The 22,945-nt window shown below is 71.2% G+C and carries 22 protein-coding genes, 1 tRNA gene and 3 pseudogenes; 12 read left to right on the forward strand and 14 right to left on the reverse strand.

What is annotated here, in order from left to right:
* Nucleotides 1–394: 394 nt before the first annotated feature.
* Complete coding sequence (locus ACIQFU_RS22640) at nt 395–1,282, reverse strand: hypothetical protein (protein ID WP_402553886.1); 888 nt, start codon at nt 1,280–1,282, stop codon at nt 395–397.
* 286 nt (nt 1,283–1,568) lie between these two features.
* Between ACIQFU_RS22640 and ACIQFU_RS22645 the strand changes: the two are divergent.
* Nucleotides 1,569–1,703 (forward strand): annotated as a pseudogene (locus ACIQFU_RS22645) (transcriptional regulator); the annotation flags it as partial.
* Nucleotide 1,704: 1 nt separating this feature from the next.
* A pseudogene (locus ACIQFU_RS22650) lies at nt 1,705–1,842 on the forward strand (hypothetical protein); the annotation flags it as partial.
* Here the strand turns inward: ACIQFU_RS22650 and ACIQFU_RS22655 are convergent.
* From ACIQFU_RS22655 to ACIQFU_RS22680, 6 genes and pseudogenes are all read right to left on the reverse strand, one after another.
* A pseudogene (locus ACIQFU_RS22655) lies at nt 1,841–2,407 on the reverse strand (Scr1 family TA system antitoxin-like transcriptional regulator); the annotation flags it as partial. The pseudogenes ACIQFU_RS22650 and ACIQFU_RS22655 sit on opposite strands and share 2 nt — an antisense overlap.
* A 109-nt stretch (nt 2,408–2,516) precedes the next feature.
* Nucleotides 2,517–2,948 (reverse strand): VOC family protein, encoded by a 432-nt coding sequence (locus ACIQFU_RS22660; RefSeq protein WP_402553888.1) that lies wholly within the window; start codon nt 2,946–2,948, stop codon nt 2,517–2,519.
* A 284-nt stretch (nt 2,949–3,232) separates the two neighbouring features.
* On the reverse strand, nt 3,233–4,300 hold the full coding sequence (locus ACIQFU_RS22665; protein WP_402553890.1) for a hypothetical protein: 1,068 nt from the start codon (nt 4,298–4,300) through the stop codon (nt 3,233–3,235).
* Between the two features lie 556 nt (nt 4,301–4,856).
* Nucleotides 4,857–4,930 (reverse strand) — tRNA-Pro (locus ACIQFU_RS22670).
* 67 nt (nt 4,931–4,997) lie between these two features.
* Nucleotides 4,998–5,750 carry a Pr6Pr family membrane protein gene (locus tag ACIQFU_RS22675; protein ID WP_402553892.1) on the reverse strand — a complete coding sequence of 251 codons (753 nt, stop codon included), beginning with the start codon at nt 5,748–5,750 and terminating at the stop codon, nt 4,998–5,000.
* A 95-nt stretch (nt 5,751–5,845) separates the two neighbouring features.
* Nucleotides 5,846–6,775 (reverse strand): metallophosphoesterase, encoded by a 930-nt coding sequence (locus ACIQFU_RS22680; RefSeq protein ID WP_402553894.1) that lies wholly within the window; start codon nt 6,773–6,775, stop codon nt 5,846–5,848.
* A 119-nt stretch (nt 6,776–6,894) separates the two neighbouring features.
* Here ACIQFU_RS22680 and ACIQFU_RS22685 point away from each other — a divergent pair, with 119 nt between their 5' ends.
* A complete protein-coding gene (locus ACIQFU_RS22685; RefSeq protein ID WP_402553896.1) occupies nt 6,895–7,359 on the forward strand; it encodes a GatB/YqeY domain-containing protein in 465 nt (154 codons plus the stop codon).
* Between the two features lie 134 nt (nt 7,360–7,493).
* On the opposite strand, the gene ACIQFU_RS22690 is transcribed toward ACIQFU_RS22685, so the two are convergent.
* On the reverse strand, nt 7,494–9,770 hold the full coding sequence (locus ACIQFU_RS22690; RefSeq protein ID WP_402553898.1) for a transglycosylase domain-containing protein: 2,277 nt from the start codon (nt 9,768–9,770) through the stop codon (nt 7,494–7,496).
* Nucleotides 9,771–10,231: 461 nt separating this feature from the next.
* Between ACIQFU_RS22690 and wblA the strand changes: the two genes are divergently transcribed.
* On the forward strand, nt 10,232–10,570 hold the full coding sequence (gene wblA / locus ACIQFU_RS22695; protein ID WP_402553900.1) for a transcriptional regulator WblA: 339 nt from the start codon (nt 10,232–10,234) through the stop codon (nt 10,568–10,570).
* Between the two features lie 122 nt (nt 10,571–10,692).
* On the opposite strand, the gene ACIQFU_RS22700 is transcribed toward wblA, so the two are convergent.
* Together ACIQFU_RS22700 and ACIQFU_RS22705 are read right to left on the reverse strand one after the other, a co-directional pair.
* Nucleotides 10,693–12,087 carry an ArsA family ATPase gene (locus ACIQFU_RS22700; RefSeq protein ID WP_402553901.1) on the reverse strand — a complete coding sequence of 465 codons (1,395 nt, stop codon included), beginning with the start codon at nt 12,085–12,087 and terminating at the stop codon, nt 10,693–10,695.
* On the reverse strand, nt 12,084–13,061 hold the full coding sequence (locus ACIQFU_RS22705; protein ID WP_402553903.1) for an ArsA-related P-loop ATPase: 978 nt from the start codon (nt 13,059–13,061) through the stop codon (nt 12,084–12,086). The genes ACIQFU_RS22700 and ACIQFU_RS22705 overlap by 4 nt, the downstream gene beginning before the upstream one ends.
* A 106-nt stretch (nt 13,062–13,167) precedes the next feature.
* On the opposite strand from ACIQFU_RS22705, the gene ACIQFU_RS22710 reads away from it, so the two are divergent.
* From ACIQFU_RS22710 to ACIQFU_RS22730, 5 genes are all read left to right on the forward strand, one after another.
* Nucleotides 13,168–13,329, forward strand: coding sequence for a DUF4177 domain-containing protein (locus ACIQFU_RS22710; RefSeq protein WP_003975360.1), 162 nt, complete (start codon nt 13,168–13,170; stop codon nt 13,327–13,329).
* Nucleotides 13,326–13,793 carry a RidA family protein gene (locus ACIQFU_RS22715; protein ID WP_402553905.1) on the forward strand — a complete coding sequence of 156 codons (468 nt, stop codon included), beginning with the start codon at nt 13,326–13,328 and terminating at the stop codon, nt 13,791–13,793. The genes ACIQFU_RS22710 and ACIQFU_RS22715 overlap by 4 nt, the downstream gene beginning before the upstream one ends.
* 205 nt (nt 13,794–13,998) lie before the next feature.
* A complete protein-coding gene (locus ACIQFU_RS22720) occupies nt 13,999–15,069 on the forward strand; it encodes an alpha/beta fold hydrolase (RefSeq protein ID WP_402553906.1) in 1,071 nt (356 codons plus the stop codon).
* 59 nt (nt 15,070–15,128) lie between these two features.
* A complete protein-coding gene (locus ACIQFU_RS22725; protein WP_402553908.1) occupies nt 15,129–16,070 on the forward strand; it encodes an NUDIX hydrolase in 942 nt (313 codons plus the stop codon).
* Nucleotides 16,067–16,909: an MBL fold metallo-hydrolase gene (locus ACIQFU_RS22730; protein WP_402553910.1), complete on the forward strand. Its 843-nt coding sequence runs from the start codon at nt 16,067–16,069 to the stop codon at nt 16,907–16,909. The genes ACIQFU_RS22725 and ACIQFU_RS22730 overlap by 4 nt, the downstream gene beginning before the upstream one ends.
* Before the next feature lie 32 nt (nt 16,910–16,941).
* Here ACIQFU_RS22730 and ACIQFU_RS22735 read toward each other — a convergent pair whose 3' ends face one another.
* Nucleotides 16,942–17,616, reverse strand: coding sequence for a Crp/Fnr family transcriptional regulator (locus ACIQFU_RS22735; protein WP_003975365.1), 675 nt, complete (start codon nt 17,614–17,616; stop codon nt 16,942–16,944).
* A 369-nt stretch (nt 17,617–17,985) separates the two neighbouring features.
* Between ACIQFU_RS22735 and nth the strand changes: the two genes are divergently transcribed.
* The 3 genes from nth to ACIQFU_RS22750 are packed head-to-tail and all read left to right on the forward strand — an operon-like array spanning nt 17,986 to nt 21,100.
* Complete coding sequence (gene nth, locus ACIQFU_RS22740) at nt 17,986–19,050, forward strand: endonuclease III (RefSeq protein WP_402553912.1); 1,065 nt, start codon at nt 17,986–17,988, stop codon at nt 19,048–19,050.
* 52 nt (nt 19,051–19,102) lie between these two features.
* A complete protein-coding gene (locus tag ACIQFU_RS22745; protein ID WP_402553914.1) occupies nt 19,103–19,849 on the forward strand; it encodes an NUDIX hydrolase in 747 nt (248 codons plus the stop codon).
* Nucleotides 19,850–19,894: 45 nt separating this feature from the next.
* The gene (locus ACIQFU_RS22750; protein WP_402553916.1) at nt 19,895–21,100 is read left to right on the forward strand and encodes a MarP family serine protease; all 1,206 of its coding nucleotides are present in this window, start codon (nt 19,895–19,897) and stop codon (nt 21,098–21,100) included.
* A gap of 51 nt (nt 21,101–21,151) precedes the next feature.
* Here the strand turns inward: ACIQFU_RS22750 and ACIQFU_RS22755 are convergent, their stop codons facing one another.
* The 3 genes from ACIQFU_RS22755 to ACIQFU_RS22765 form a co-directional block, all read right to left on the reverse strand.
* Nucleotides 21,152–21,337, reverse strand: a complete 186-nt coding sequence (locus ACIQFU_RS22755) for a hypothetical protein (RefSeq protein ID WP_078582024.1) — start codon at nt 21,335–21,337, stop codon at nt 21,152–21,154.
* A 149-nt stretch (nt 21,338–21,486) separates the two neighbouring features.
* Complete coding sequence (locus ACIQFU_RS22760) at nt 21,487–22,455, reverse strand: alpha/beta fold hydrolase (protein ID WP_402553918.1); 969 nt, start codon at nt 22,453–22,455, stop codon at nt 21,487–21,489.
* Nucleotides 22,452–22,940 carry a phage holin family protein gene (locus tag ACIQFU_RS22765; RefSeq protein ID WP_402553920.1) on the reverse strand — a complete coding sequence of 163 codons (489 nt, stop codon included), beginning with the start codon at nt 22,938–22,940 and terminating at the stop codon, nt 22,452–22,454. The genes ACIQFU_RS22760 and ACIQFU_RS22765 overlap by 4 nt, the downstream gene beginning before the upstream one ends.
* Between the last annotated feature and the right edge of the window lie 5 nt (nt 22,941–22,945).

Here is a 22,945-nt window from a genome sequence, read left to right on the forward strand (position 1 = left end):
CGCCTGGCCATCTACCCCCCTTGTCACACTGACGCATCGTCGTGTCCGGCGGCCCTCGCAGCCGACACGGTGGCCACCGGACCGCTCCCCGGGGCTCGTTGGGCTCTGCGCCGGCGAACGTGGTCATGCCACTCTAGAGGGACCGCACCGCTGGATCCGCCGCGCGACGACGACTGCTCCCATCGGGGCGGAGTCGCACCCGGCGGGCGGACGGTTCCGGCCCTGACCGTCCGCCGCCGGTCAGGGCGGCCATGTGCGCTCCGCGGGAGTCAGAAGTCCGTCCTCGAACCTGTCGACCATGCCCCACCTCCTCCGGTCGTGCCCGGTACCGGATCTCGCATCGTCGCACGTCAAGACTGCCACCCTGGGCCGTACGGCACACCCGCTCACCGGATCAGCAGGCCGCACGCAGGCGCTCCCCGACGAGGTGGTCCCGGCAGCTTCGGCAGTGTCCGGGTTCCTGGGCACGGAAGGCGCGCTCGCAGCCGTCGCAGGTCTGGAACGGCAGCACTGCCGGACGTTCGACGGTCAGCGGGAGAGGCGCCCGGGGTGGCGCGGGCAGAGGCGTTTCTCGCAGGCGGAACGCGAGGATGCTCGCCGGGCGTGCTCGGAACTGGTCGGGAAGCCGTACGGTCAGCAGCTCGGTGATCTCGGGCGCTCCCACCCCGGCCGCCAGCCACTCGGCCACGGCCGGAGCCAGGCGGGCGGCCTCCCGTTCCGACAGGACGAGACGGGGGTCGACCCGACGCAGGGCGGTCAGCACGGCGACCGCCTTCGGATCGGCGTCGGCAAGTGCGAGGGTCGGGCTCTCGGGCGCTTCGGGGCCGGGAGTGGGCGCCGCCTCACGCAGCGGCGGAGCGGGCTCTTGGACGACGGGCCGTGCCTGGGGCCGGGGCGGCTTCGGCGGCTCGGGCGGGCCGTCAGGACCGTGGCCCCCGGGGACGTCGTAGAAGTACGTGCGGGTGCGGATCCGTCCAGAGGCCAGACGCTCTCGGCGCCGCTCCAGGTAACCGGCGGCTTCCAGCTCCCGGAGAGCACGCGAAATCAGAATCTCGCCCTCGCTGAAGTGCTCGCACAGGGCGGTGATGGTCACAGGGGCGCCGGAGGGCAACGACAGGATGTACACGGCCACACCGACCGTGACCGCGCTGCCGCGCCGTTGGGCAAGGGCGTTGGAGATCACCGTGAAGTCGGCGGTGAGCCGGGTGCGTACGTGGTTCACACCGGATGCCGGTGCCCCGGCGTCGGCGCGCAGGCGCGCGTTAGACTGCGAGTCAGCCATCGGGAAGCTCTTCTCTTCCTTGATCGGTCAGGCCCTCGTCCGGGACGGCGAATCCTGGGCGTGGGCCGCTCTGTTGTGGGTCGGTGGTGCGCTCTTGCGGTGAACGTAACGGCCCGAATCCCGCACCCGCAAGCCAGTCACTCGCACGGGTGACACGCGCGCACCGGCGCGGGGAGGGTTGGGTGGGCGGGTAGTTCTTTCCCCGGTTCTTTGGGGAGGTCAGCGGCCCACCGGCCCCTCGCGAACGAGGCACCGGCGGACCCGGGGAACGGCTGCCGACCAGCACCCGGTTGACTCAGAGGCGGCGATCCGGTCCGCGGTGGAGGGCTACTACCGTGAAGCGACCGTTCCTTCCCGGTCCGAACGTCGTCGCCTGGCGCAGGAGCAGCTGCAGCAATCAGGAGGGCGGCAACTGCGTTGAGGTCGCCGACGGGTTAACGAGCGTCGTGCCCGTTCGTGAAGGCAAGGTTCCGACGGGACAGTGGTGTCCTTCGGGGGTGGCTCCTGGGCCGCGGTTCGTAAGCGAGGTGAAGGGCGGTCGCCGACTGGTTTCCCGATGAGTTGGCCGTAGTGCGCACCTTCCGTGTAGGCCACCGCCGAGCCGTACCGCAGCGTCAGAACCGTCGGCGAGCCACCCAGCGCATCGTGCCCACCTTGCTCGAACGGCAGCACCTGCACCGTGATGTGCGGCTCCGTCGCCGCCTCCACCAGCCGCTCCAACTGCGCCCGCATGACGTCGCCCCCGCCCATCGGCCGCCTGAGCACTGCCTCGTCGAGCACTACCCACGGCTCCGGCTCCCGGGCGACGTAAGCCGCCCTTGCCGCCCCATGTGGGTGGCGACCCTTTCCGAGTGAGTGATGAATGCGCGCGGTCAGTCCGGGAACGCCTCCCGGTACGCGTACGGCTACAGCTCCACCAACAGGTCGTCCGCACCGAGAGCCCGCGTCCAGCGCCCGGGCCGGCTCCAGCATCGGCTTGGCTCCGGACGCCACCTCGATCCGGGAAATCCGGGTGCTCACCACGTGCGTCAACTCGCCGAGTTGGGCCTGAGCGGTTGTCAGGCGATGCCTAAGGTCTTGGTGATCGGTGCACCGGCCTCGTGCAGTGAAGAAGCGCGCCATCATGTGGTCCGAAACCGACTACGGAGGTCGCAAAACCGTCGTCAAGCCCGGGGGTGGCTCACACTCCCCTTCCGCACGCACTCCTTGCTGCCCGAAAACACCTGGCGGCACGTCACCTGAGCCGCGTCTCTGGTTCCGGTGGGCCGATCGCGACGAGTTCGACCTCGAAGCCGTCGTCGTTCTCCAGATAGGCGGCGTAGTGCTGTGGGCCGCCGGCGTATGGATGCCGTTCGGGGAACATCAGCCTCCACCCGTGCTGGGCGGCGTCGGCAGCCAGTCTCTCGGCCATGGCGGCGTCTTCGACGTGGAAGGCCAGATGATTCAGTCCCGGACGGCAGCGGTCGTGCCGTTCGGCGGTGAGGGCTGGGGACTGCTCGATGACCAGGTAGGTCGGACCGAGCCGCCAGCTGCGGCCGCGGTCCCAGTCCTGGTGGACGGCGTAACCCAGCGCCTGAAGCAGCCAGCCGAGCGAGGCGAGTGCGCGGTGGAGATCCGCCACCCACAGCTCGACGTGGTGCAGCGTGCCGTGTGCGGGTCGGCTCATGCGGTTACCTCCTCCGACATTCCAACCGAACCCGGCCCCCGGACCCGCACCGGGGATCAGGGCCCTGACCTGGAACTTCACTGTCGGGGTGGCGGGATTTGAACCCACGGCCTCCTCGTCCCGAATGAGGTTCGGGCCTCGGGGAGTCTCGAATGGGGTGGGGAGCTGGTTGGCTCCCCGAGGGCTCCCAGAAAGCCTTGTCACCAGGGCGGTGGTCAGCGCAAGCCGTATCCGAGTGACTTCTGACGAGTAGAACTTCGGGTAGTACCTTCGGACCCGTCACGTCAGAGCGCTTCGCCGCCGTCAGTCCGCTGCCTGGAGGGGGCGAAGCGCACACGAGACAGCCTTTCGGCGATGAAGGCCCGCAGGTGCAGGTCCTTGCTCACGCCGTGGAACACGTAGGCCCGGTCCGGAAGCCAGGACACCAGTTGCCGCGCGAGCTTGCCCGCGTCGCTGAAGGAGAAGATGCGGTCGGTGTCAGGGACGTAGATGTGCACCTCCGCGCATCCCTCCACGCGGGTGAAGTCACCCCCCTGGGCGATGCCCCGGGCCAGCCGCAGCGCGCAGGGATGGTTGTCGTTCAGGCCCCTGCTCAGGTCGACGACTGTCCATTCGTTCACGCCGTCCCGGTGGCGGTACGTGAGTTCCATGACGCCGTCGCACTGCTCCTTGAAAGCCCTGAGCGCGGCGGCACCACCGTTGCCCTTGGTCTTCTCCAGGCCCGACGGCCCGAACTCCGGTGCCTCGTACGACAAGTACAGGCAGCCTTTCTGCGTCCTCACCGCGAGGCTCTCTGCCCCGCCGTGTTCGAAGGCGTTCAGCGCCGTCTCGTAGGCCAGGAACCTGGTCGCCTCGAACACCACCGGTCCCCACGCCTCCAGCGCGCCGACGTCGTCGAGGAAGCGGGCCAGACCTCGGTTCTCGTCCCCCTTGGGGATGACCACCGCGTGGTCGAGTAGCAGGCCGGGCACGCGGGAGTCGGCGGGACGTCCGACCCGTACGCGGGCGTTGCGTTCGGCGTTCTTCTTCCAGGCGCGCAGGAGGCTCGCCGTGTAGCGGTCCTCGTTGTCGTCGATCAACTTCGCGTGGTTCGCGCACAGCCATATCCCGTTGCCGTACCCGGCCCGTTCCTCGGGGGAGAGGCTGCCGTCGTAGCGTGGACCGCCCTTGGCTGCCGCGGTGATGTGAGCGCCGACGCCGATGTTGGTCAACCTGCCCTTCCGGGCGTCGGACGGCCCGATCGTCGCGGCTCCGCACGAGGGTGCGGAGCATCGGTGGGCGACGCGGTTGGCGAGCTCGGTCTTCGTGGCCGGGCTGAAGTCGTCGCGGTTGCTCAGGTGCGGAGGTCTCACGTCCCGCTTCGATGCGGGCTTCGTCTCTGTCGGAGGATGGGCATCCTGCTGAGGGCTGGCGGCAATCGGCGCCCCGGCTTCAGACGCCGCTGCGTGAGGCTTGCGTGGGGCCAACTCCGGACGGTCGGGATGATGCCCGTGCTCCAGGTAGAAGCACCCCGCGTCAGTGATTTCTGCCTGCCACCTCCCCTTCTTCCTGGACATGGTCACCAAGCCCCGGTCTCTGAGCACGCGAGCCGTGACGGCGAGCTCGGGGCTGTCCGACGTGACGGGGTTCGTTCCGCCCCCGATGCGGGTGAGGAGTGCGAGCTGTCGGTCATTTAAAGGAGACCAAGGATGCATGGCGATCGTCGTACCGTCCGCGGCCTCCCCGGCACAAGCTGTGGGGTGACTCTTGCGGCGCACGGCGTACTCGAAGGCGGAACACCTCTCGCTGGGAGCCACCGGTGAGCCGCTCCCTCAGGTCGGCTCCCAAATGGCTACCAGAACGGGATGACACAGCAGATCAGGCCCGGCACTGATCTCTCAGTACCGGGCCTGACCTGGTGTTTCTCTGTCGGGGTGGCGGGATTTGAACCCACGACCTCTTCGTCCCGAACGAAGCGCGCTACCAAGCTGCGCCACACCCCGATCGTCGCTGCTCGTCGCGGCGACGTCGTTTACTTTAGCCCACCGGTGGCCGGAGACGAAATCCGGTTTACCGGGGGCGGCGGAGCGGGTTCGGGCGGGTGCGGTCCACGGCTACCAGGAGGACTGCCAGGGCGTACAGGGCGAGGCCCACGAGGAGGGCGTTGCCGAGGACGGCCTTGTAGCCGTGCCGGGCGACGTCGAGGAAGGGGTAGAGGTAGCGGTCCTGCGAGCCCGGCGGGAGCAGTTCGCCGCGGGCCAGGGAGAAGGCCAGGTAGGCCAGGGGGTACAGGAGCCACGCGGGGGCCTGGCGCAGGTGCAGGCGGCCGGGGGCGGTGAAGAGGAGCCAGTCCAGGGCCGCGGCCACCGGCACCGCGGTGTGGAGGATCTGGCTCGCGGCGGTCTGCCAGGCCGAGCCGGTGGCGCCCGGCGTCGTGAACAGGGGAGACTCACCTGCCGGGAGCAGGTGCTGGACCAGGCCCGCGGCGACGACGTAGAAGAGGACTGCTCCGGTGAGGGCGCCCGGCAGGGGGTGGTGGGCGGACCAGGCGCACTGGGCGGAGGCGAGCATGACCAGCGCCAGCAGGATGCCGCTCTGGACCGTGAAGTGGCTCAGGGCCGTCGTGGGCGGGGCGCCGCCGACGAGTAGCTCGATGGTCACGCCGGCCAGGGCCAGCAGCGCGATCAGGCTGCGGAAGGCGGCGACCAGGCGACGTCGTGCCGGGATCAGCACGGCGCGGGCCGGTACGACGGTGGGCGGCAGGACGACGTGGCCCGGGATCGGGGGGAGGTCCGGGATGTCCCTGGGTATCGGGGCTGTCATGGACTCAACGTAGACAGACCGGACATAGTGGGCTATGTGAGTGGGCCGTGTGGGTTACCTCGGCCTCGCCTCCCCCTTCCCCGGGCCGGGAGCCGTCAGTCCTCCCGGCCCACCAGCGTCAGCAGCGTCGCCTCGGGCGGGCAGGCGAAGCGGAACGGGGTGTAGCGGTTGGCGCCGCAGCCGGCCGAGACGTGGAGGTAGGACGTGCGGCCCTCGGACGTGTGCGTGGACAGGCCCTTCACGCGGTCGGTGTCCAGGTCGCAGTTGGTGACCAGGGCGCCGTAGAAGGGGATGCACAGCTGGCCGCCGTGGGTGTGGCCGGCCAGGATCAGGGGGTAGCCGTCCGCCGCGTAGGCGTCCAGGACGCGCAGGTAGGGGGCGTGGACGACGCCCATCGAGAAGTCGGCCGCGGTGGACGGGCCGCCGGCCACCTCCGGGTACCGGTCCCGCTTGATGTGCGGGTCGTCCAGTCCCGTCAGCTCGACCGACACGCCCTCGATCTTGAGCGTCCCGCGGGTGTTCGTGAGGTTCTGCCAGCCCGCGGCGTCGAAACCGTCGCGCAGGTCCTCCCACGGGTTGTGGACGGCACCGACGACGGGCGGGTTGCCGTTCAGGCCGTGGCGGCCCTGGACCTTCTCGAGCAGGTACCGGGCGGGGTTGCGGGGCCTGGGGCCGTAGTAGTCGTTGGACCCGAAGACGTAGGCGCCCGGGAACTCCATCAGGGGGCCCAGGGCGTCCAGTACCTCGGGGACGCCCTCCGGGTCGGAGAGGTTGTCGCCGGTGTTGAGCACGAAGTCGGGGCGCAGCCCGGCCAGCGAGCGCAGCCAGCGCTGCTTCTTGCGCTGTCCGCCGACCATGTGGATGTCGGAGACCTGGAGCACGCGCAGGGGACGCATCCCGGACGGGAGGACGGGGACCGTCACCCGCCGGAGGCGGAAGGAACGGGGCTCGACCCCCGCCGCGTAGATCAGACCGGCGGCGCCAACCGCCGTGATTCCCAGGGGTACTCCGTATCGCGCGCGCATACGTCCATCGTGTCAGAAGCGGCGGAGAAGCGGTGGCGGGCGGTCCGCCGGGGCCGGGTCCGCCGGGGGCGCGGAAATCAGCGGGCGCCGTTCCTCGCGCACCTGCGACAATCAGGTCCATGACCACGCTCAAGTCGAAGCTGCACGACGACCTCAACTCCGCGATCAAGGAGCGCGACGAACTGCGTTCCTCGACGCTCCGGCTGACGCTCGCCGCGATCACCAAGGAGGAGGTCGCGGGGAAGGAGAAGCGTGAGCTCTCCGACGACGAGGTGCAGAAGGTGATCACCCGCGAGGCGAAGAAGCGCCGTGAGGCGGCCGAGGCCTTCGCCCAGGGCGGCCGCGCCGAGCAGGCCGAGCGGGAGAAGGCGGAGGGCGAGGTGCTGGCCGCCTACCTGCCCAAGCAGCTGTCCGACGACGAGCTGAACGCGATCGTCGCGCAGGCCGTGGCGGAGGCGAAGGCGGCCGGCGCCGAGGGGCCGCGGGCCATGGGCGCCGTCATGAAGATCGTCAACCCGAAGGTGGCCGGGCAGGCCGAGGGCGGCCGGGTCGCCGCCGCGGTCAAGAAGCTCCTGGCCGGCTGAGCAGCGGCGGTTCCACCGCGACGCCGGTGACGCCGGTGGCTGCCGTTACGCCGGCGGTGCCGGTGTACGCCGTAACGCCGATGAGGGCCCTCTCCGTGATCGCGGAGAGGGCCCTCACCTCATGAAGGAGACGGTCAGCGGCGTCCGCCCGGCCCGTTGCCCGCGCCCTGGATCAGGTTGCCGCCGGGGAAGCCGCCCGGGCCGCCTTCACCGGTGCCGCCGTCGGTCAGGCCGCCGATGAAGCCGTCGTCGTCGCCGTTGTTCCCGTCGTCGGGCTTGCCCTTGTCGCGGCCCTTGTCCTTGTCCTTGTCTTTGTCCTTCTTCTTGTCCTTGTCCTTGTCCTCGTCCGGGATGTCGACGAGGTTGAACGAGGGGGAGTCCTTGCCCGCCAGGGCGCCGGTCATGGCGTCCTTCCAGATGGGACCCGGGACCGCGCCACCGAAGACCAGATCGTGGTACTGCCCGCCGATCGTGATGTTCTTCATCTGGACCTGCTGCGAGGCGCTGCCCACCCAGACGGCGCCCGACAGGTTCGGCGTGTAGCCGACGAACCAGGCGTTCTTGCGCTCGTCGGTCGTACCCGTCTTGCCGGCGTTGTCACGGTCGGTGAGACCGGCCGCCTTGCCGGTTCCGGAGTCGACCACGCCCTGCAGCAGGGTGTTCACCGTGTCGGCGGTCTTCTCGCTCATCGCACGCGAGCACGTCGACTTCGGCACGTCGAGCGACTTCTGCTTGTCGCCGATCTTCTGGGTGATCGACTCGATCACGATCGGCGTGCAGTACATGCCCCGGGAGGCGAAGGCGGCGTACGCGCTCGCCATCGTCAGCGGGGCGACGCCCTTGGAGCCGAGGGAGATGGCGGGGACTTCCGGCAGCTTGTCGCCGCTGCCCTGCACGACGTGCAGGGCGTCCGTCATCTTCATCACCGGGCACAGGCCGATGTCGGACACCATCTGGACGAAGTAGGTGTTGACCGAGAGGGCCATCGCCTCCTTCAGCCGGTACGGGCCGACCTCCGACTCGCTCTCGTTGGGGACCTTCTCGCCGGCCGTGTTGAGCCAGGGCTTGCCGCTGCACGTCTGCACGGGCTCGGGGTAGGGCATCTCGTACGGCGACGAGTACTCCTGGGTGGGCGGGCGCCCCTCCTCGAGCGCCGCCGCCGCGACGAAGGGCTTGAACGTGGAACCGGTCGGGAAGCCGTAGTTGGAGCCGCCCACGCCGTGGTCCACCGAGTAGTTGATCTCGGTCTCGTTCTTGCCGTAGCCGTACGGCTTCGACTGGCCCATCGCGAGGACCTTGCCGGTGCCGGGCTCGACCAGCGTGCTCGCGGCGGCGACCGAGTCGGACTGGTTCACGTGGTCCTTGAGCGACTGCTGGACCGACTTCTGGGCCTTCGGGTCGAGCGTCGTGCGGATGGTCAGGCCGCCCTGGTTCCAGACCTTGGCCCGGTCCTTGCGGGTCTTGCCGAAGACCTTGTCGCTCAGGAACACCTCGCGCACGTAGTCGCAGAAGAAGCTCGCGTTCTTCACGGCCGTGATGCAGCCGTTCTTGGGCTTGCTGACCTTCAGCCCGAGCGGCGCCTTCTTCGCCTTCTCGGCCTCGGCCGCGGAGATGTCGCCGACCTGGGCCATGCGGGTCAGCACGACGTTGCGCCGCTTGGTGGCCTCCGCCTCGTCGTTGACCGGGTCGTACCGGCTGGGCGACTGGACGATGCCGGCCAGGAGGGCGGCCTCCTGGACCTTGAGGTCCTTGGCGTGCTTGGAGAAGTAGCGCTGGGAGGCCGCCTCGACGCCGTAGGCCTGCTCGCCGAAGAACGTGATGTTCAGGTAGTTCTCGAGGATCTTCTTCTTGCCCAGCTCCTCCTCGACCTGGATCGCGAGCTTCAGCTCCTGGATCTTGCGGCCGATGGTCTGCTGGGTGGCCTGGGCGACCTTCGTCGCGTCGTCGCCCGCCTCCTCGACGAAGACGTTCTTGACGTACTGCTGCGTGAGCGTGGAGGCACCCTCGGAGACCCCGCCGCTGCGCGCGTTCTTGTTGACGGCGCGCAGGACGCCCTTGAGGTCGATCGCGCCGTGCTCGTAGAAGCGCGAGTCCTCGATCGCGACGATCGCCTTCTGCATGTACGGCGAGATGTTCTTGAGGTCGACCACCGTCCGGTCGCGCGAGTAGACCGTGGCGATGGTGCCGCCCTCGGCGTCGAGGATGGTGGTGCGCTGGCTCAGCGGGGGAGTCTTCAGGTTGGTCGGGAGGGCGTCGAAGCCCTCCACCGACCCCTTGGCGGCCAGCCCCAGCGCGCCCACTGCGGGCAACGCGATGCCGGCCAGCACTGCTCCCGCGAGCACACTGACACCGAGGAACTTGGCGGCCTGCTGCGTTGGCGACAGACCACCGCCCGAGCGCTTCTTTGGCATGGAGGCAGCCTACGTTCTCATTCGCCGGACACGCGTATATGCCTTGGCCTAAGCTGCACTCAACTGTCACAGCAGTGAGGCCACGTATCAATACGTCCGGCGACCCCGAATCGTTCCGGACCCGCTCGACTTTTTTCCCGAGGGGCCCCCGCCGGGGGCGTGTTGGTGTGTGCCGGCGCGTGCCACGGCGTGTGGGGTGCGTGTCCGAATCCGCCTTGTGTGTCAATCGGTGTCCGTTGTGGCGCAACAGAGATGACCTGTATGTCGGGATGGTCGCGCATGTCGCCAGCTCACTCCCCCGGGTGATCTGCCGCTTACCCATAGTCCGTTCGGGCCATTCAAGATTGGGCCCGAAGGGGGTGTTGCGCTGTGCCCACCTTCCGTAACGTCCTCAACTGGCGGCGGTGAATATGCCGCTGCCGCCGTGGGGGAGCCTCGATTCGGGAGAGGACGGCGCCGGTATGGGCTGGGTAACCGACTGGAGTGCGCAGGCCGCCTGCCGCACTACCGATCCGGACGAACTGTTCGTTCAGGGAGCAGCGCAGAACAGGGCCAAGGCGGTGTGCACCGGATGCCCGGTGCGGACCGAGTGCCTGGCCGACGCGCTCGACAACCGCGTCGAGTTCGGCGTGTGGGGAGGCATGACGGAGCGGGAGCGCCGTGCGCTGCTGCGCAGGCGGCCCACCGTGACCTCCTGGCGCCGGCTCCTCGAGACGGCGCGGACGGAGTACGAACGAGGGGTCGGCATCATGCCCCTCGAGGACGACGAGGTGTACGAGAACTACGCGGCCGTGGGCTGAGTCCCCAAGGGCCGCAGAGGCCCCGAAGGGCTCCCCAAGGGCAGAGACAAGTGCAGGGCAAGGGCACGGAGGGGTGGACCGGGCTCCGTGAGGCCGGGCCCGCCCGCGTGAAGCGGGTCCGATCAGGCGCCCGGCTCGGGCAGCTCGGGCCGGCCGGTCGCCAGGCGTTCCCCGATGTCCCGCAGCCCCGCGAGGTCGTGCACGTCGCCGGGCAGCGCGGCCACCTCGGTGACCGCCACCTCGGGATGACGTGCGGTGAAGCGGTCACGCGTGCGCTGCTCCCGGGCGAGCAGGTGCATGCGTTCCGCGTGCAGCCGCAGCAGTCCGGCGGTGAGCGCGTCGACGGACCGCTCCGCCGTCTCGGCCGCTTCCGGGGCCGCTGCGCCGTCGGCCGCCGGTTCGGGAGCCTCGGGAGAGGTGCCGGGGGCCGAGCCGTCGGGACCGGAGTCGGCTGATCCTGAACTGCCGTGTGGATCGGGAGAGTTGCCGGGGTCGGTACGAACTCCAGCTTTCCCGCCGTCCTGATCCACAATGCGGGGATCCTCAAGATTTTCCGCGGCGGCGAGTGCCCGCTCGGCCGAGAGCCCGTCGGCGCCGCTGCCGTGGACCCGGTTGAGCACCAGACCGGCGAGCGGCATGTCCTCGGCCGCCAGCCGCTGCACGAAGTACGCGGCCTCGCGCAGGGCGTCCCGCTCAGGGGCCGCGACCACCAGGAACGCGGTCCCGGGCGCCTGGAGCAGCTTGTACGTCGCGTCCGCGCGGGTACGGAAGCCCCCGAACATCGAGTCCATCGCGGCCACGAAGGTCTGCACGTCCTTGAGGAACTGCCCGCCCAGCACCTTGCCCAGGACGCCGGTCATCATCGACATGCCGACGTTCAGGAACTTCATGCCCGCCCGGCCGCCGACCTTCGCCGGGGCCAGCAGGACGCGGATCAGCTTGCCGTCCAGGAAGGAACCGAGGCGCTTGGGCGCGTCCAGGAAGTCCAGCGCCGAGCGGGACGGCGGCGTGTCGACGACGATGAGGTCCCACTCGTCCCTCGCCCGCAGCTGCCCCAGCTTCTCCATCGCCATGTACTCCTGCGTGCCCGCGAAGCCCGCCGAGAGCGACTGGTAGAAGGGGTTGCCCAGGATGGCCGCCGCCCGCTCCGGGTCCGCGTGGGACTCGACGATCTCGTCGAACGTCCGCTTCATGTCGAGCATCATGGCGTGCAGCTCACCGCCCGCCGCGTCGTCGACGCCCTTCACCCGGCGCGGAGTGTTGTCGAGCGAGTCGATGCCCATGGACTGCGCGAGGCGCCGGGCCGGGTCGATGGTGAGGACGACCACCTTGCGGCCGCGCTCGGCCGCACGCAGGCCCAGGGCCGCCGCCGTGGTCGTCTTGCCGACCCCGCCCGAACCGCAGCACACCACGATGCGGGTCGCCGGGTCCTCCAGCAGGGGGTCGACGTCGAGGACGCGCGCGGCCGCCAGGCGCCGCGCTCCCTCCCGCTGGCGGGCCCGCTCGTCCGGACTCATGCGATCCCCTGCTTCCGCAGCTCGGTGGCCAGTTCGTACAGGCCCGCCAGGTCCATGCCCTCCGCGAGGAGCGGCAGTTCGTGCGCCGGCAGGCCCACCTCGCCGAGGACCGCCCGCTGGTCCTGCTCCAGTGCGTGCCGCTCGGCGTACTCCCCGGCCTGTGCGAGGAGCGGGTCCACCAGCCGCTCGGCGTGCCCGCCCCGCCGGGCCCCGCCGAGCCCGGCCCCGGACAGCGACCGGGCCAGCGCCGTACGCGGTGTCTCCCGTACGAGCTCCAGGTCCGTGGCGTCCAGGACCTGGGGGCGGACCATGTTGACGACGACCCGGCCCACCGGGAGCCGCGCCGTGCGCAGCTCGGCGATGCCGTCCACGGTCTCCTGGACCGGCATCTCCTCCAGCAGCGTCACCAGGTGCACGGCCGTCTCCCGTGACTTCAGCACCCGCATCACGGCCTGCGCCTGATTGTGTATGGGGCCGACCTTCGCGAGGCCGGCCACCTCGTCGTTCACGTTGAGGAAGCGGGTGATGCGGCCGGTCGGCGGGGCGTCCATCACGACGTAGTCGTAGACGAACCGTCCCCGTTTGTCCTTGCGCCGGACCGCCTCGCACGCCTTGCCGGTCAGCAGGACGTCCCTGACCCCCGGCGCGACGGTGGTCGCGAAGTCGATGGCGCCGAGCTTCTTCAGGGCCCGTCCGGCGCTGCCCAGCTTGTAGAACATCTGGAGGTAGTCCAGAAGGGCCAGTTCGGCGTCGATGGCGAGGGCGTACACCTCCCCGCCCCCTGGAGCGACGGCGATCTTCCGCTCCTCATAAGGCAGCGCCTCCGTTTCGAAGAGCTGCGCGATGCCCTGGCGGCCCTCGACCTCGACGAGAAGCGCGCGCTTCCCCTCGGTGGCCAGGGCCAGCGCGAGGGCCGCGGCCACCGTGGTCTTGCCGGTACCGCCCTTGCCGCTGACGACCTGGAGCCTGCTCACGTATTCGAGCGTAACCAGTCCGCGCGCCGAGTACGCCGGAGGCTGTGGACAACGTCGCCGCGGCCGCCCCGCCGAGGCGCCCGGGACAACGGCTAGAGTCGGCCGCATGACCAAGTGGGAATACGCAACCGTGCCGCTGCTCGTCCATGCCACGAAGCAGATTCTGGACACCTGGGGCGAGGACGGCTGGGAGCTCGTCCAGGTCGTGCCCGGGCCGAACAACCCGGAGCAGCTCGTCGCCTACCTGAAGCGGGAGAAGCAGGCATGAGTGCCGTGGAGGCGAAGCTCGCCGAACTCGGCCTGACGCTGCCCGAGGTCGTCCCGCCGCTGGCCGCCTACCAGCCGGCCGTGCGGTCCGGTCCGTACGTCTACACGTCCGGCCAGCTGCCGATGCTGGACGGCAAGCTTCCGGTCACCGGAAAGGTCGGCGCCGAGGTCACGGCCGACGAGGCCAAGGAGCTGGCCCGCACCTGCGCGCTGAACGCCCTGGCCGCCGTCAAGTCCGTCGCCGGCGACCTGGACCGCGTGGCGCGGGTCGTCAAGGTCGTCGGCTTCGTCGCGTCCGCGACCGACTTCACCGGCCAGCCCGGCGTGGTCAACGGCGCCAGCGAGCTCCTCGGCGAGGTCCTCGGCGACAAGGGCGTGCACGCCCGCAGCGCGGTCGGCGTGGCGGTCCTCCCGCTGGACGCGCCGGTCGAGGTGGAGATCCAGGTGGAGCTCGTCCAGCCGTAATGGAGCTCGTCCAGCCGTAACGGCGCCGGGTGCGCCGCCGGCCGGGTGCGTTGCCGGACCGGCAACAAACCTCGCCCCTGGCGGTCCGGGCCCCGCAGGATCGGTGCCGGTGCCCCGTACGTCGCGGGAGCCGGCCCCCGGCCGGCCGTCCCGGCCCGCTGCGGGGCCGTACCGACCGTATGGACCGTATGCGCCAGGAGGGCCCGTGCCGCAGCCGCCCAAGACCGACCCGCAGGCCGACCAGCGGGGCGGCCACCGCCCCGGCCGCGGAACCGTCCGCCCATCGGCCGGCCGGCCCGTGCACCGGCTGGTGCCCTCGCCCGCCGGCCGGATCCACCTGGTGGAGCAGGGCAGCGGGCCGCTGGTCCTGCTCGTGCACGGCTTCCCCGAGTCCTGGTACTCCTGGCGCCACCAGCTGCCCGCGCTGGCCGCCGCCGGGTTCCGCGCCGTCGCCGTCGACGTGCGCGGCTACGGGCGCTCCTCGCGGCCCGAGGCCGTCGAGGCGTACCGGATGCTCGACCTGGTGGCCGACAACGTCGCCGTGGTGGAGGCCCTCGGAGAGCGCTCCGCCGTGGTCGTCGGCCACGACTGGGGCGCGAACATCGCCGCCCACTCCGCGCTGCTGCGGCCGGACGTCTTCCGCGCGGTGGGTCTGCTGAGCGTGCCGTACACGCCGCCGGGCGGCCCGAGGCCCAGCGAGGTCTTCGCCGGCATGGGCGACCCCGCCGGGCCGTTCGCCGGGCAGGAGTTCTACGTCTCCTACTTCCAGGAACCCGGCCGCGCCGAAGCGGAGATCGAGCCCGACGTACGCGGCTGGCTCGCCGGCCTCTACGCCGCCCTGTCCGCCGACACCATGCCCGGCCCGGACGCCCCCGACCCGCACTTCGTCGCCCCCGGCGGCAGGATGCGCGACCGGTTCCCGGCCGCCGGGCGGCTGCCCTCCTGGCTGACCGAGGAGGACCTGGACGTCTACGCCGGGGAGTTCGAGCGCACCGGCCTGACCGGTGCCCTCAACCGCTACCGCAACATGGACCGCGACTGGGCCGACCTGGCCGCCCACGCGGGGGCCCCGGTCACCCAGCCGTCCCTGTTCCTCGGCGGCGGCCTGGACGCCTCCACCACCTGGCTGTCCAAGGCCATCGAGGCGTATCCGGTCACCCTGCCCGGCCTGAGCGCCTCCCACGTCCTCGACGGCTGCGGCCACTGGCTCCAGCAGGAGCGCCCCGAGGAGACGAACCGGCTGCTCACCGAGTGGCTGACCGGCCTGCCCGCCTGACGCCCGCCGGGTCCCGGGGGCCACTCGAACATCCGCCCGTCACCGGATAGCCTCCGGCCATGGCGAATGGGCAGGCGAATGGTCAGTGGTACCCACCGGAGTGGCCGGACCGCATCCGCGCGCTGGCGGCCGGCACCCTCACCCCGGTCACCCCGAAACGCGCGGCCACCGTCATGCTCCTCAGGGACACCGGTACCACCGGTTCCGGGCCCGCCGTCCACATGCTGCGCCGCCGCACCTCCATGGCGTTCGCCGGCGGCGCGTACGCCTATCCGGGCGGCGGGGTCGACCCGCGCGACGACGACCGCGCCATCGGCTGGGCGGGCCCCACGCGCGCGTGGTGGGCGCAGCGGCTGGGCGTCGACGAGGCGGGCGCCCAGGCGATCGTCTGCGCGGCCGTACGGGAGACGTACGAGGAGGCCGGCGTCCTGCTCGCCGGGCCGACCGGCGACTCGGTGGTGGGCGACACGACGGGCGCCGACTGGGAGGCCGACCGGGCCGCCCTGGTCGACCGCGAGCTGTCCTTCGCGGAGTTCCTGGACCGCAGGGGCCTCGTCCTGCGCTCCGACCTGCTGGGCGCCTGGGCACGCTGGATCACCCCGGAGTTCGAGTCCCGGCGCTACGACACCTGGTTCTTCGTGGCCGCGCTCCCCGAGGGACAGCGCACCCGCAACGCCTCCACGGAGGCCGACCGCACGGTGTGGATCACTCCGGCGGACGCGACCGCCGGGTACGACAGGGGCGAGCTGCTGATGATGCCGCCCACCGTCGCCACCCTGCGCGGCCTCGCGGGGTGCCGTACGGCGGCCGAGGCGCTGGCGTCGGCCTCCGGCCGCGACATGACGCCCGTGCTGGCCCGTGCCCGGCTCTCCGGCGACGAGGTCGTCCTCTCCTGGCCGGGGCACGACGAGTTCACGAAGCACGTCCCGAGCACGACCGCACACACGAAGGCGACGCCGCCGGCGACGCCTTCGGACCCGACCGGGGGAGCCCCCGCATGACGGACGCAGCAGCACTGCCCGGACAGCCGCGCGGCGGCGTCCTGTCGGGACCGGCCACCGCGCGCGCGGTGAACGTCCTCGCGCCCAACGCCTCGGCGATGACCCTGGACGGCACGAACACCTGGATCCTCGCCGAACCCGACTCCGACCTGGCCGTCGTCGTCGACCCGGGCCCGCTCGACGACACCCACCTGCGGCATGTCGTCGACACGGCCGAGCGGGCCGGCAAGCGGATCGCGCTGACGCTCCTGACGCACGGTCACCCGGACCACGCGGAGGGCGCCGCGCGCTTCGCCGGACTGACGCGCACGAACGTCCGGGCCCTGGACCCGGCGCTGCGGCTGGGCGACGAGGGGCTGGCCGCCGGGGACGTGATCACGGTCGGCGGCCTGGAGCTGAGGGTCGTACCGACCCCGGGGCACACGGCCGACTCGCTGTGCTTCCATCTGCCGGCCGACGGGGCCGTGCTGACGGGCGACACGATCCTGGGCCGCGGTACGACGGTGGTGGCCCATCCCGACGGCCGTCTCGGCGACTACCTGGACTCGCTGCGCAGGCTCAGGTCGCTCACGGCCGACGACGGGGTGCACACGGTGCTTCCGGGGCACGGGCCCGTCCTGGAGGACGCCCAGGGCGTCGTGGAGTACTACCTGGCCCATCGCGCCCACCGCCTCGCCCAGGTCGAGACGGCGGTGGAGGACGGCCACCGCACGCCGGGCGAGGTCGTCGCCCACGTGTACGCGGACGTCGACCGTTCGCTGTGGCCGGCGGCGGAGCTGTCGGTGCGGGCGCAGCTGGAGTACCTGGGCGAGCACGGGATCGTCCGGCTGCCCGAGTAGCGCCCCGGGCCTCGGAGGGGGCCCGCCGGGGCTCAGCGGGAGCGCTTGGCCAGCCGCTCCACGTCCAGCAGGATCACCGCGCGGGCCTCCAGGCGGAGCCAGCCGCGCTGGGCGAAGTCCGCCAGCGCCTTGTTGACCGTCTCGCGGGACGCGCCGACCAGCTGGGCCAGCTCCTCCTGCGTCAGGTCGTGCACCACGTGGATGCCCTCCTCGGACTGCACGCCGAAGCGGCGGGAGAGGTCCAGCAGGGCACGGGCCACGCGGCCGGGAACGTCCGAGAACACCAGGTCGGACATGGCGTCGTTGGTCTTGCGCAGGCGGCGCGCGACGGCCCGCAGCAGCGCGGTGGCCACCTCGGGGCGGACGTTCAGCCAGGGCTGGAGGTCGCCGTGGCCGAGGGCGAGCAGCTTGACCTCGGTCAGCGCGGTGCCGGTCGCCGTGCGCGGGCCCGGGTCGAAGAGCGACAGCTCACCGATCAGCTCGCTGGGGCCGACGACGGCCAGCATGTTCTCGCGCCCGTCGGGGGACGTGCGGTGGAGCTTGACCTTGCCTTCCGTGACCACGTAGAGGCGGTCTCCGGGGTCCCCCTCGTGGAACAGGGTGTCGCCGCGGGCGAGGGTCACCTCACTCATGGAGGCGCGGAGCTCCGCGGATTGCTCGTCGTCGAGCGCCGCGAAGAGCGGGTTGCGCCGCAGAACGTCGTCCACGAGTTCTCTCCTTGTCGACCGGCTCAGAGGATCTTGTTCCCCCGGTGTACCAGGGGTCCGTGGTGCCCATTTTGCCGGACAGTCCAAACAGTGTGATCTGTCACAAGGATGCCGCACCGATGTACCGGGGTACGCGGCAGGGGTCCAATTGGGCGCCGATCTTCGAGGTCCGGGGCGGATGTCGGTGCCGGGCCGTAGGCTGGCCGGGTGTCCAAATCGCCGGTGAGAGCACAGGCCCAGGGGGCTGGGCGGGTGAGCACACGGCGCGATTCCGCTGTGGGCGAACAGGGCCCCGATGGCGGTAGGAAGACGGCGAAAGCGACGAAGAAGGCAGTGCCTGCCAAGAGGGTGACTGCGGAGAAGGGTGCCGTGAAGAAGTCCTCCGCGAGCAAGGAGACCGCCGCGAGCAAGAAGGCGGCCACGGGCAAGACGGCGGCCGCGGGCAAGAAGGCCGCGGCGAAGGAGACCACCGCCGCAGAGAAGAACGGCGGCGAGAAGAACGCCGGCGAGAAGACGTCCGCCAGGAAGGCCGCCGCCAAGAAGGCCGCGCCCGTCAAGCGTCAGGCGCCCGCCAAGAAGCCCGCCGTAGCCCCGAAGAAGGCCGCCGCAGCCGTCAAGGGCGTCGCCCCCGCGAAGACCGTCGCCCCGACGTCGCCGCGCGGCGAGTCCCGCACCGCACTGGTCCGCCGCGCCCGCCGCATCAACCGCGAGCTGGCGGAGGTCTACCCGTACGCCCACCCGGAGCTGGACTTCGAGAACCCGTTCCAGCTGGTCGTGGCCACGGTGCTGTCCGCCCAGACCACCGACCTCAGGGTCAACCAGACGACGCCCGCGCTCTTCGCGAAGTACCCCACCCCCGAGGACCTGGCCGCCGCCGTCCCCGAGGAGGTCGAGGAGATCCTGCGCCCGACCGGCTTCTTCCGGGCCAAGACCAAGTCGGTCATAGGGCTGTCCAAGGCCCTGGCGGAGGACTTCGGCGGCGAGGTCCCCGGACGCCTCGAGGACCTGGTCAAGCTGCCCGGCGTGGGCCGCAAGACCGCCTTCGTGGTGCTCGGCAACGCCTTCGGCCGCCCCGGCATCACCGTGGACACGCACTTCCAGCGCCTGGTGCGCCGCTGGCGGTGGACCGAGGCGACCGACCCGGACAAGATCGAGGCCGCCGTCGGCGCGCTCTTCCCGAAGAGCGACTGGACCGACCTCTCCCACCACGTGATCTGGCACGGCCGCCGCATCTGCCACGCCCGCAAGCCCGCCTGCGGCGTCTGCCCCATCGCCCCGCTGTGCCCGGCGTACGGCGAGGGCGAGACGGACCCGGAGAAGGCGAAGAAGCTGCTCAAGTACGAGAAGGGCGGCTTCCCCGGCCAGCGGCTGAAGCCCCCGCAGGCGTACCTGGACGCGGGCGGGAAGCCGGCGCCGCCGCTGGGGGCGGGGTGACGGAACGATCTCGGGGGCGTCGGGCGTTGGAGTCGGCAGGACGGGGGTGGAGATGACACGGGTGAGTGACACGCACGGCCCCGCGCGGGACCACGCTCGGGGCGCGATGCTCAGCAAGGAGGGGCTGCCCGGCTGGCTGGACCCGGTGGTGCGGGCGGTCGAGACGGTCCGGCCGACCCAGTTGAGCCGCTTCCTGCCGCCTGCGGACGGCGCCGGCCGCCAGTCCGCCGTCCTGATCCTCTTCGGCGACGGCACGCGCGGCGACGGGCAGGGCGCGCCCGGGGCCGGCCGGGGCCCCGAGCTGCTGCTCATGGAGCGGGCGGGCTCCCTGCGCTCGCATCCGGGCCAGCCCGCCTTCCCGGGCGGTGCCCTCGATCCGGAGGACGGTGATCCGCGCGGTGACGGTCCACTGCGGGCCGCCCTGCGCGAGGCCGAGGAGGAGACCGGTCTCGACCCGGCCGGCGTCCAGCTCTTCGGGGTCCTGCCCAAGCTCTACATCCCGGTGAGCGGCTTCGTCGTCACGCCGGTGCTGGCCTGGTGGCGCGAGCCCACCCCGGTCGGTGTCGTCGATCCGGCCGAGACCGCGCGCGTCTTCAAGGTCCCCGTGGCGGATCTCACCGACCCCGCCAACAGGGTGACGACCGTTCACCCCAGCGGTCACCGAGGCCCGGCATTCCTGGTCGAATCGGCGCTCGTGTGGGGCTTCACCGCCGGCATCATCGACCGGCTGCTGCACTTCGCGGGCTGGGAGCGGCCCTGGGACCAGGAGAAGCAGGTCCCGCTGGACTGGCGCGCATGACAGGGTGGCCTGCGTACCGCAGACGACAAGACGAGGCCTGAATCAGTGAACGTGCTGGACATCCTGTTGCTGCTGGCCGCCGTCTGGTTCGCGATCGTCGGTTTCCGCCAGGGCTTCGTCGTCGGCATCCTGTCGGTGATCGGCTTCCTCGGCGGCGGTCTCGTCGCCGTCTACCTGCTGCCGGTGATCTGGGACGCGCTGACGGACGACGCGGAGGTGAGCACCACCGCGGCGGTCGTCGCGGTCGTCGTCGTCATCGTGTGCGCCTCGGTCGGCCAGGCCCTGACGACCCATCTGGGCAACAAGCTGCGCCGCTACATCACGTGGTCTCCGGCCCGCGCCCTGGACGCCACCGGCGGCGCCCTGGTCAACGTCGTCGCCATGCTCCTGGTGGCCTGGCTGCTCGGCTCCGCCCTCGCCCGGACCACGATGCCTACGGTCGGCAAGGAGGTGCGGCAGTCCACGGTGCTGGCGGGCGTGCAGGAAGTGCTGCCGGCGGGCGCCGACAACTGGTTCGACAACTTCACCTCGGTCCTCGACAAGAACGGCTTCCCGCAGGTCTTCAGCCCGTTCTCCAACGAGACGATCCCCGACACGCCGCCGCCCGACCCGGCGCTGGTGAACAGTCCGGTCGCCGTCAAGGCCAAGCGCTCCATCGTCAAGGTCATGGGCACCGCCCCCGACTGCGGCAAGGTCCTGGAAGGCACCGGCTTCGTCTTCGCCGACCGCCGGGTCATGACCAACGCCCATGTCGTGGGCGGCGTCGACGAACCCACGGTGCAGATAGGCGGCGAGGGCCGCAAGTACGACGCGACGGTCGTCCTCTACGACTGGCGGCGCGACATCGCCGTACTGGACGTGCCGGAACTGGACGCGCCCGCACTGCGGTTCACGGACGAGGACGCGGACGCGGAGCGCAACGACGGAGCGATCGTCGCCGGCTTCCCGGAGAACGGGGCGTACGACGTCCGTGCCGCCCGGGTGCGCGGGCGCATCACGGCCAACGGCCCGGACATCTACCACCGCGACACCGTCCGCCGGGACGTCTACTCCCTGTACGCGACCGTCCGTCAGGGCAACTCCGGCGGACCGCTGCTGACGCCACGGGGCGAGGTGTACGGCGTGGTCTTCGCCAAGTCCCTGGACGACCCCGACACCGGCTACGCGCTCACCGCGGACGAGATCCGCGACGACATCAGCGAAGGCCGTACCGCCGCCCAGCAGGTGGACAGCGACAGCTGCGCGCTCTAGCGAAGCGGGCGCGGGTGAAAGGCGTCGGGGCGGCGGCCCGGTGTCTCGGCCTCAGGTCCGTGGATGGCGCAGGCGTACGGAGACCCAGCGGGCCCGGCGGCGCAGGATGCGCGGAATGCCCACCCGTAGGTCCGCACCCGCGAGTTGCGGGGTGCCGCCGCGTCGGTGGGTACTGCTCACGCCGCTCGTGGAGCGGCCGTCGCGTGCTACGTCACTGTAGTCGTGCGTCCAGCCCATACCCGGACGTGTGCCCCCACCCCAAGGTCGATAACCGTTCCCGAGGCCCCCAATTGGCCTATGCGCCGGGCAAGTGGCCGTTCATAGGACGACCATTCCGGTTCGGATACCGGGCGCACCCGTTCGGTGACCGACCGCCGACCGTTCGGTCACCGATCGGGTTCGGGATCCTTCAGCCAGTTGATCAGTTCGGTCGAGAAGGCGACCGGATCCTCTTCGTGCGGGAAGTGTCCGAGCCCGTCGAACAGCCGCCAGCGGTACGGCGCTTCGACATACTGCCCCGACCCGGCGGCGCTCCGCGTCCGCATCACGGGGTCCAGGGAGCCGTGCAGATGCAGGGTCGGCACGCGCACCGGCCGCTTCATGCGCCGGTAGAACTGGATGCCGTCCGGACGGGCCAGGGAGCGCACCAGCCAGCGGTACGGCTCGACCGAGCAGTGCGCCGTGGAGGGGATGCACATGGCACGCCGGTACGCCGCCACCGCCTCGTCGTCGAGGAGCCGCGGCCCGGACCAGTCGTGGAGCAGCCGGCCCACCAGCGCGCCGTCGTCCGCGGTCAGTTGACGCTCCGGCACCCAGGGGCGCTGGAAGCCCCAGATGTAGGAGCCCGCCCGGCTCTGGCGGACGTCCCCGAGCATGGCCGAGCGCCAGCGCCGGGGATGCGGCATGGAGGACACCGCGAGCCGCCGTACGAGCTTGGGCCGCATCGCGGCGGCCGTCCAGGCCAGGTAGCCGCCGAGGTCGTGGCCGACCAGCGCGGCGTCCGGCTCGCCGAGGGAACGGATCACGCCGGTGATGTCGAGGGCGAGTCCCGCCGGGTCGTAGCCGCGCGGGGTGCGGTCGCTGCCGCCGACGCCGCGCAGGTCCATGGCGACCGCGCGGAAACCGGCGTCGGCGAGCGCCACCAGCTGGTGCCGCCAGGTCCACCAGAACTGCGGGAAGCCGTGCAGCAGCAGCACCAGCGGCCCGTCGCCCAGCTCGGCGATGTGGAACCGGGCACCGTTGGCCGCGACGTCCCGGTGGACCACCTCGGGTCCGCCCGGGATGCCGAGCCGGACGACCGACGTGGGGTGCTGCGCCGAGGGGGATTGCCCCAAAGGGGTGGTGGAGCCCGTCATGAGGTCGAGCGTGCCACAGCCTCGATCGCTTCGGGGGACCGGTCCGCGGGCAGTTCCGGACGCGGGTGCGGCTTGGCGTTCTGGAGCACGCCCGCCGACTGCTTCACCGAGGCGGCGACCTTCTGCGGGCCGCGCCCCTTCTTGGCCTTCTTCGCGAAGACGATGCCAATCAGCGCGAGGAGGCCCGCGACCAGCACGTTGGCCGCGAAGGACAGCAGGAAGCAGACCGCGAGGTTCCAGTGGCTCCAGGTCCGGATGCCGTAGGCCAGCGCGAAGCTCAGCATCGGCAGCGAGAACACCAGGAGCAGGCCCGCGGCGGAGAACGCGCCGCCGCTCGTCGCCCCGCGCTTGACGTCCTGCCTCAGCTGGGCCTTCGCCAGTGCGATCTCGTCGTGCACGAGCGCCGACATTTCGGTGGTCGCCGAGGCGAACAGCTGGCCGATGCTGCGTTCGGTGCCGACCGGGCTGCCGTCGGGTGCGCTCATCGCGG

It is taken from the genome of Streptomyces sp. NPDC093065, from assembly GCF_044754585.1.
GTDB lineage: Bacteria > Actinomycetota > Actinomycetes > Streptomycetales > Streptomycetaceae > Streptomyces.

Excerpts from the sequence above, each read along its gene's own strand:
- ACIQFU_RS22640 (WP_402553886.1), bottom strand. The coding sequence starts at position 1,282 with ATGGCTGACTCGCAGTCTAACGCGCGCCTGCGCGCCGACGCCGGGGCA.
- ACIQFU_RS22660 (WP_402553888.1), bottom strand. The coding sequence starts at position 2,948 with ATGAGCCGACCCGCACACGGCACGCTGCACCACGTCGAGCTGTGGGTG.
- ACIQFU_RS22675 (WP_402553892.1), bottom strand. The coding sequence starts at position 5,750 with ATGACAGCCCCGATACCCAGGGACATCCCGGACCTCCCCCCGATCCCG.
- ACIQFU_RS22680 (WP_402553894.1), bottom strand. The coding sequence starts at position 6,775 with ATGCGCGCGCGATACGGAGTACCCCTGGGAATCACGGCGGTTGGCGCC.
- ACIQFU_RS22685 (WP_402553896.1), top strand. The coding sequence starts at position 6,895 with ATGACCACGCTCAAGTCGAAGCTGCACGACGACCTCAACTCCGCGATC.
- ACIQFU_RS22690 (WP_402553898.1), bottom strand. The coding sequence starts at position 9,770 with ATGCCAAAGAAGCGCTCGGGCGGTGGTCTGTCGCCAACGCAGCAGGCC.
- wblA (WP_402553900.1), top strand. The coding sequence starts at position 10,232 with ATGGGCTGGGTAACCGACTGGAGTGCGCAGGCCGCCTGCCGCACTACC.
- ACIQFU_RS22700 (WP_402553901.1), bottom strand. The coding sequence starts at position 12,087 with ATGAGTCCGGACGAGCGGGCCCGCCAGCGGGAGGGAGCGCGGCGCCTG.
- ACIQFU_RS22710 (WP_003975360.1), top strand. The coding sequence starts at position 13,168 with ATGACCAAGTGGGAATACGCAACCGTGCCGCTGCTCGTCCATGCCACG.
- ACIQFU_RS22715 (WP_402553905.1), top strand. The coding sequence starts at position 13,326 with ATGAGTGCCGTGGAGGCGAAGCTCGCCGAACTCGGCCTGACGCTGCCC.
- ACIQFU_RS22725 (WP_402553908.1), top strand. The coding sequence starts at position 15,129 with ATGGCGAATGGGCAGGCGAATGGTCAGTGGTACCCACCGGAGTGGCCG.
- ACIQFU_RS22730 (WP_402553910.1), top strand. The coding sequence starts at position 16,067 with ATGACGGACGCAGCAGCACTGCCCGGACAGCCGCGCGGCGGCGTCCTG.
- ACIQFU_RS22745 (WP_402553914.1), top strand. The coding sequence starts at position 19,103 with ATGACACGGGTGAGTGACACGCACGGCCCCGCGCGGGACCACGCTCGG.
- ACIQFU_RS22755 (WP_078582024.1), bottom strand. The coding sequence starts at position 21,337 with ATGGGCTGGACGCACGACTACAGTGACGTAGCACGCGACGGCCGCTCC.
- ACIQFU_RS22760 (WP_402553918.1), bottom strand. The coding sequence starts at position 22,455 with ATGACGGGCTCCACCACCCCTTTGGGGCAATCCCCCTCGGCGCAGCAC.
- ACIQFU_RS22765 (WP_402553920.1), bottom strand. The coding sequence starts at position 22,940 with ATGAGCGCACCCGACGGCAGCCCGGTCGGCACCGAACGCAGCATCGGC.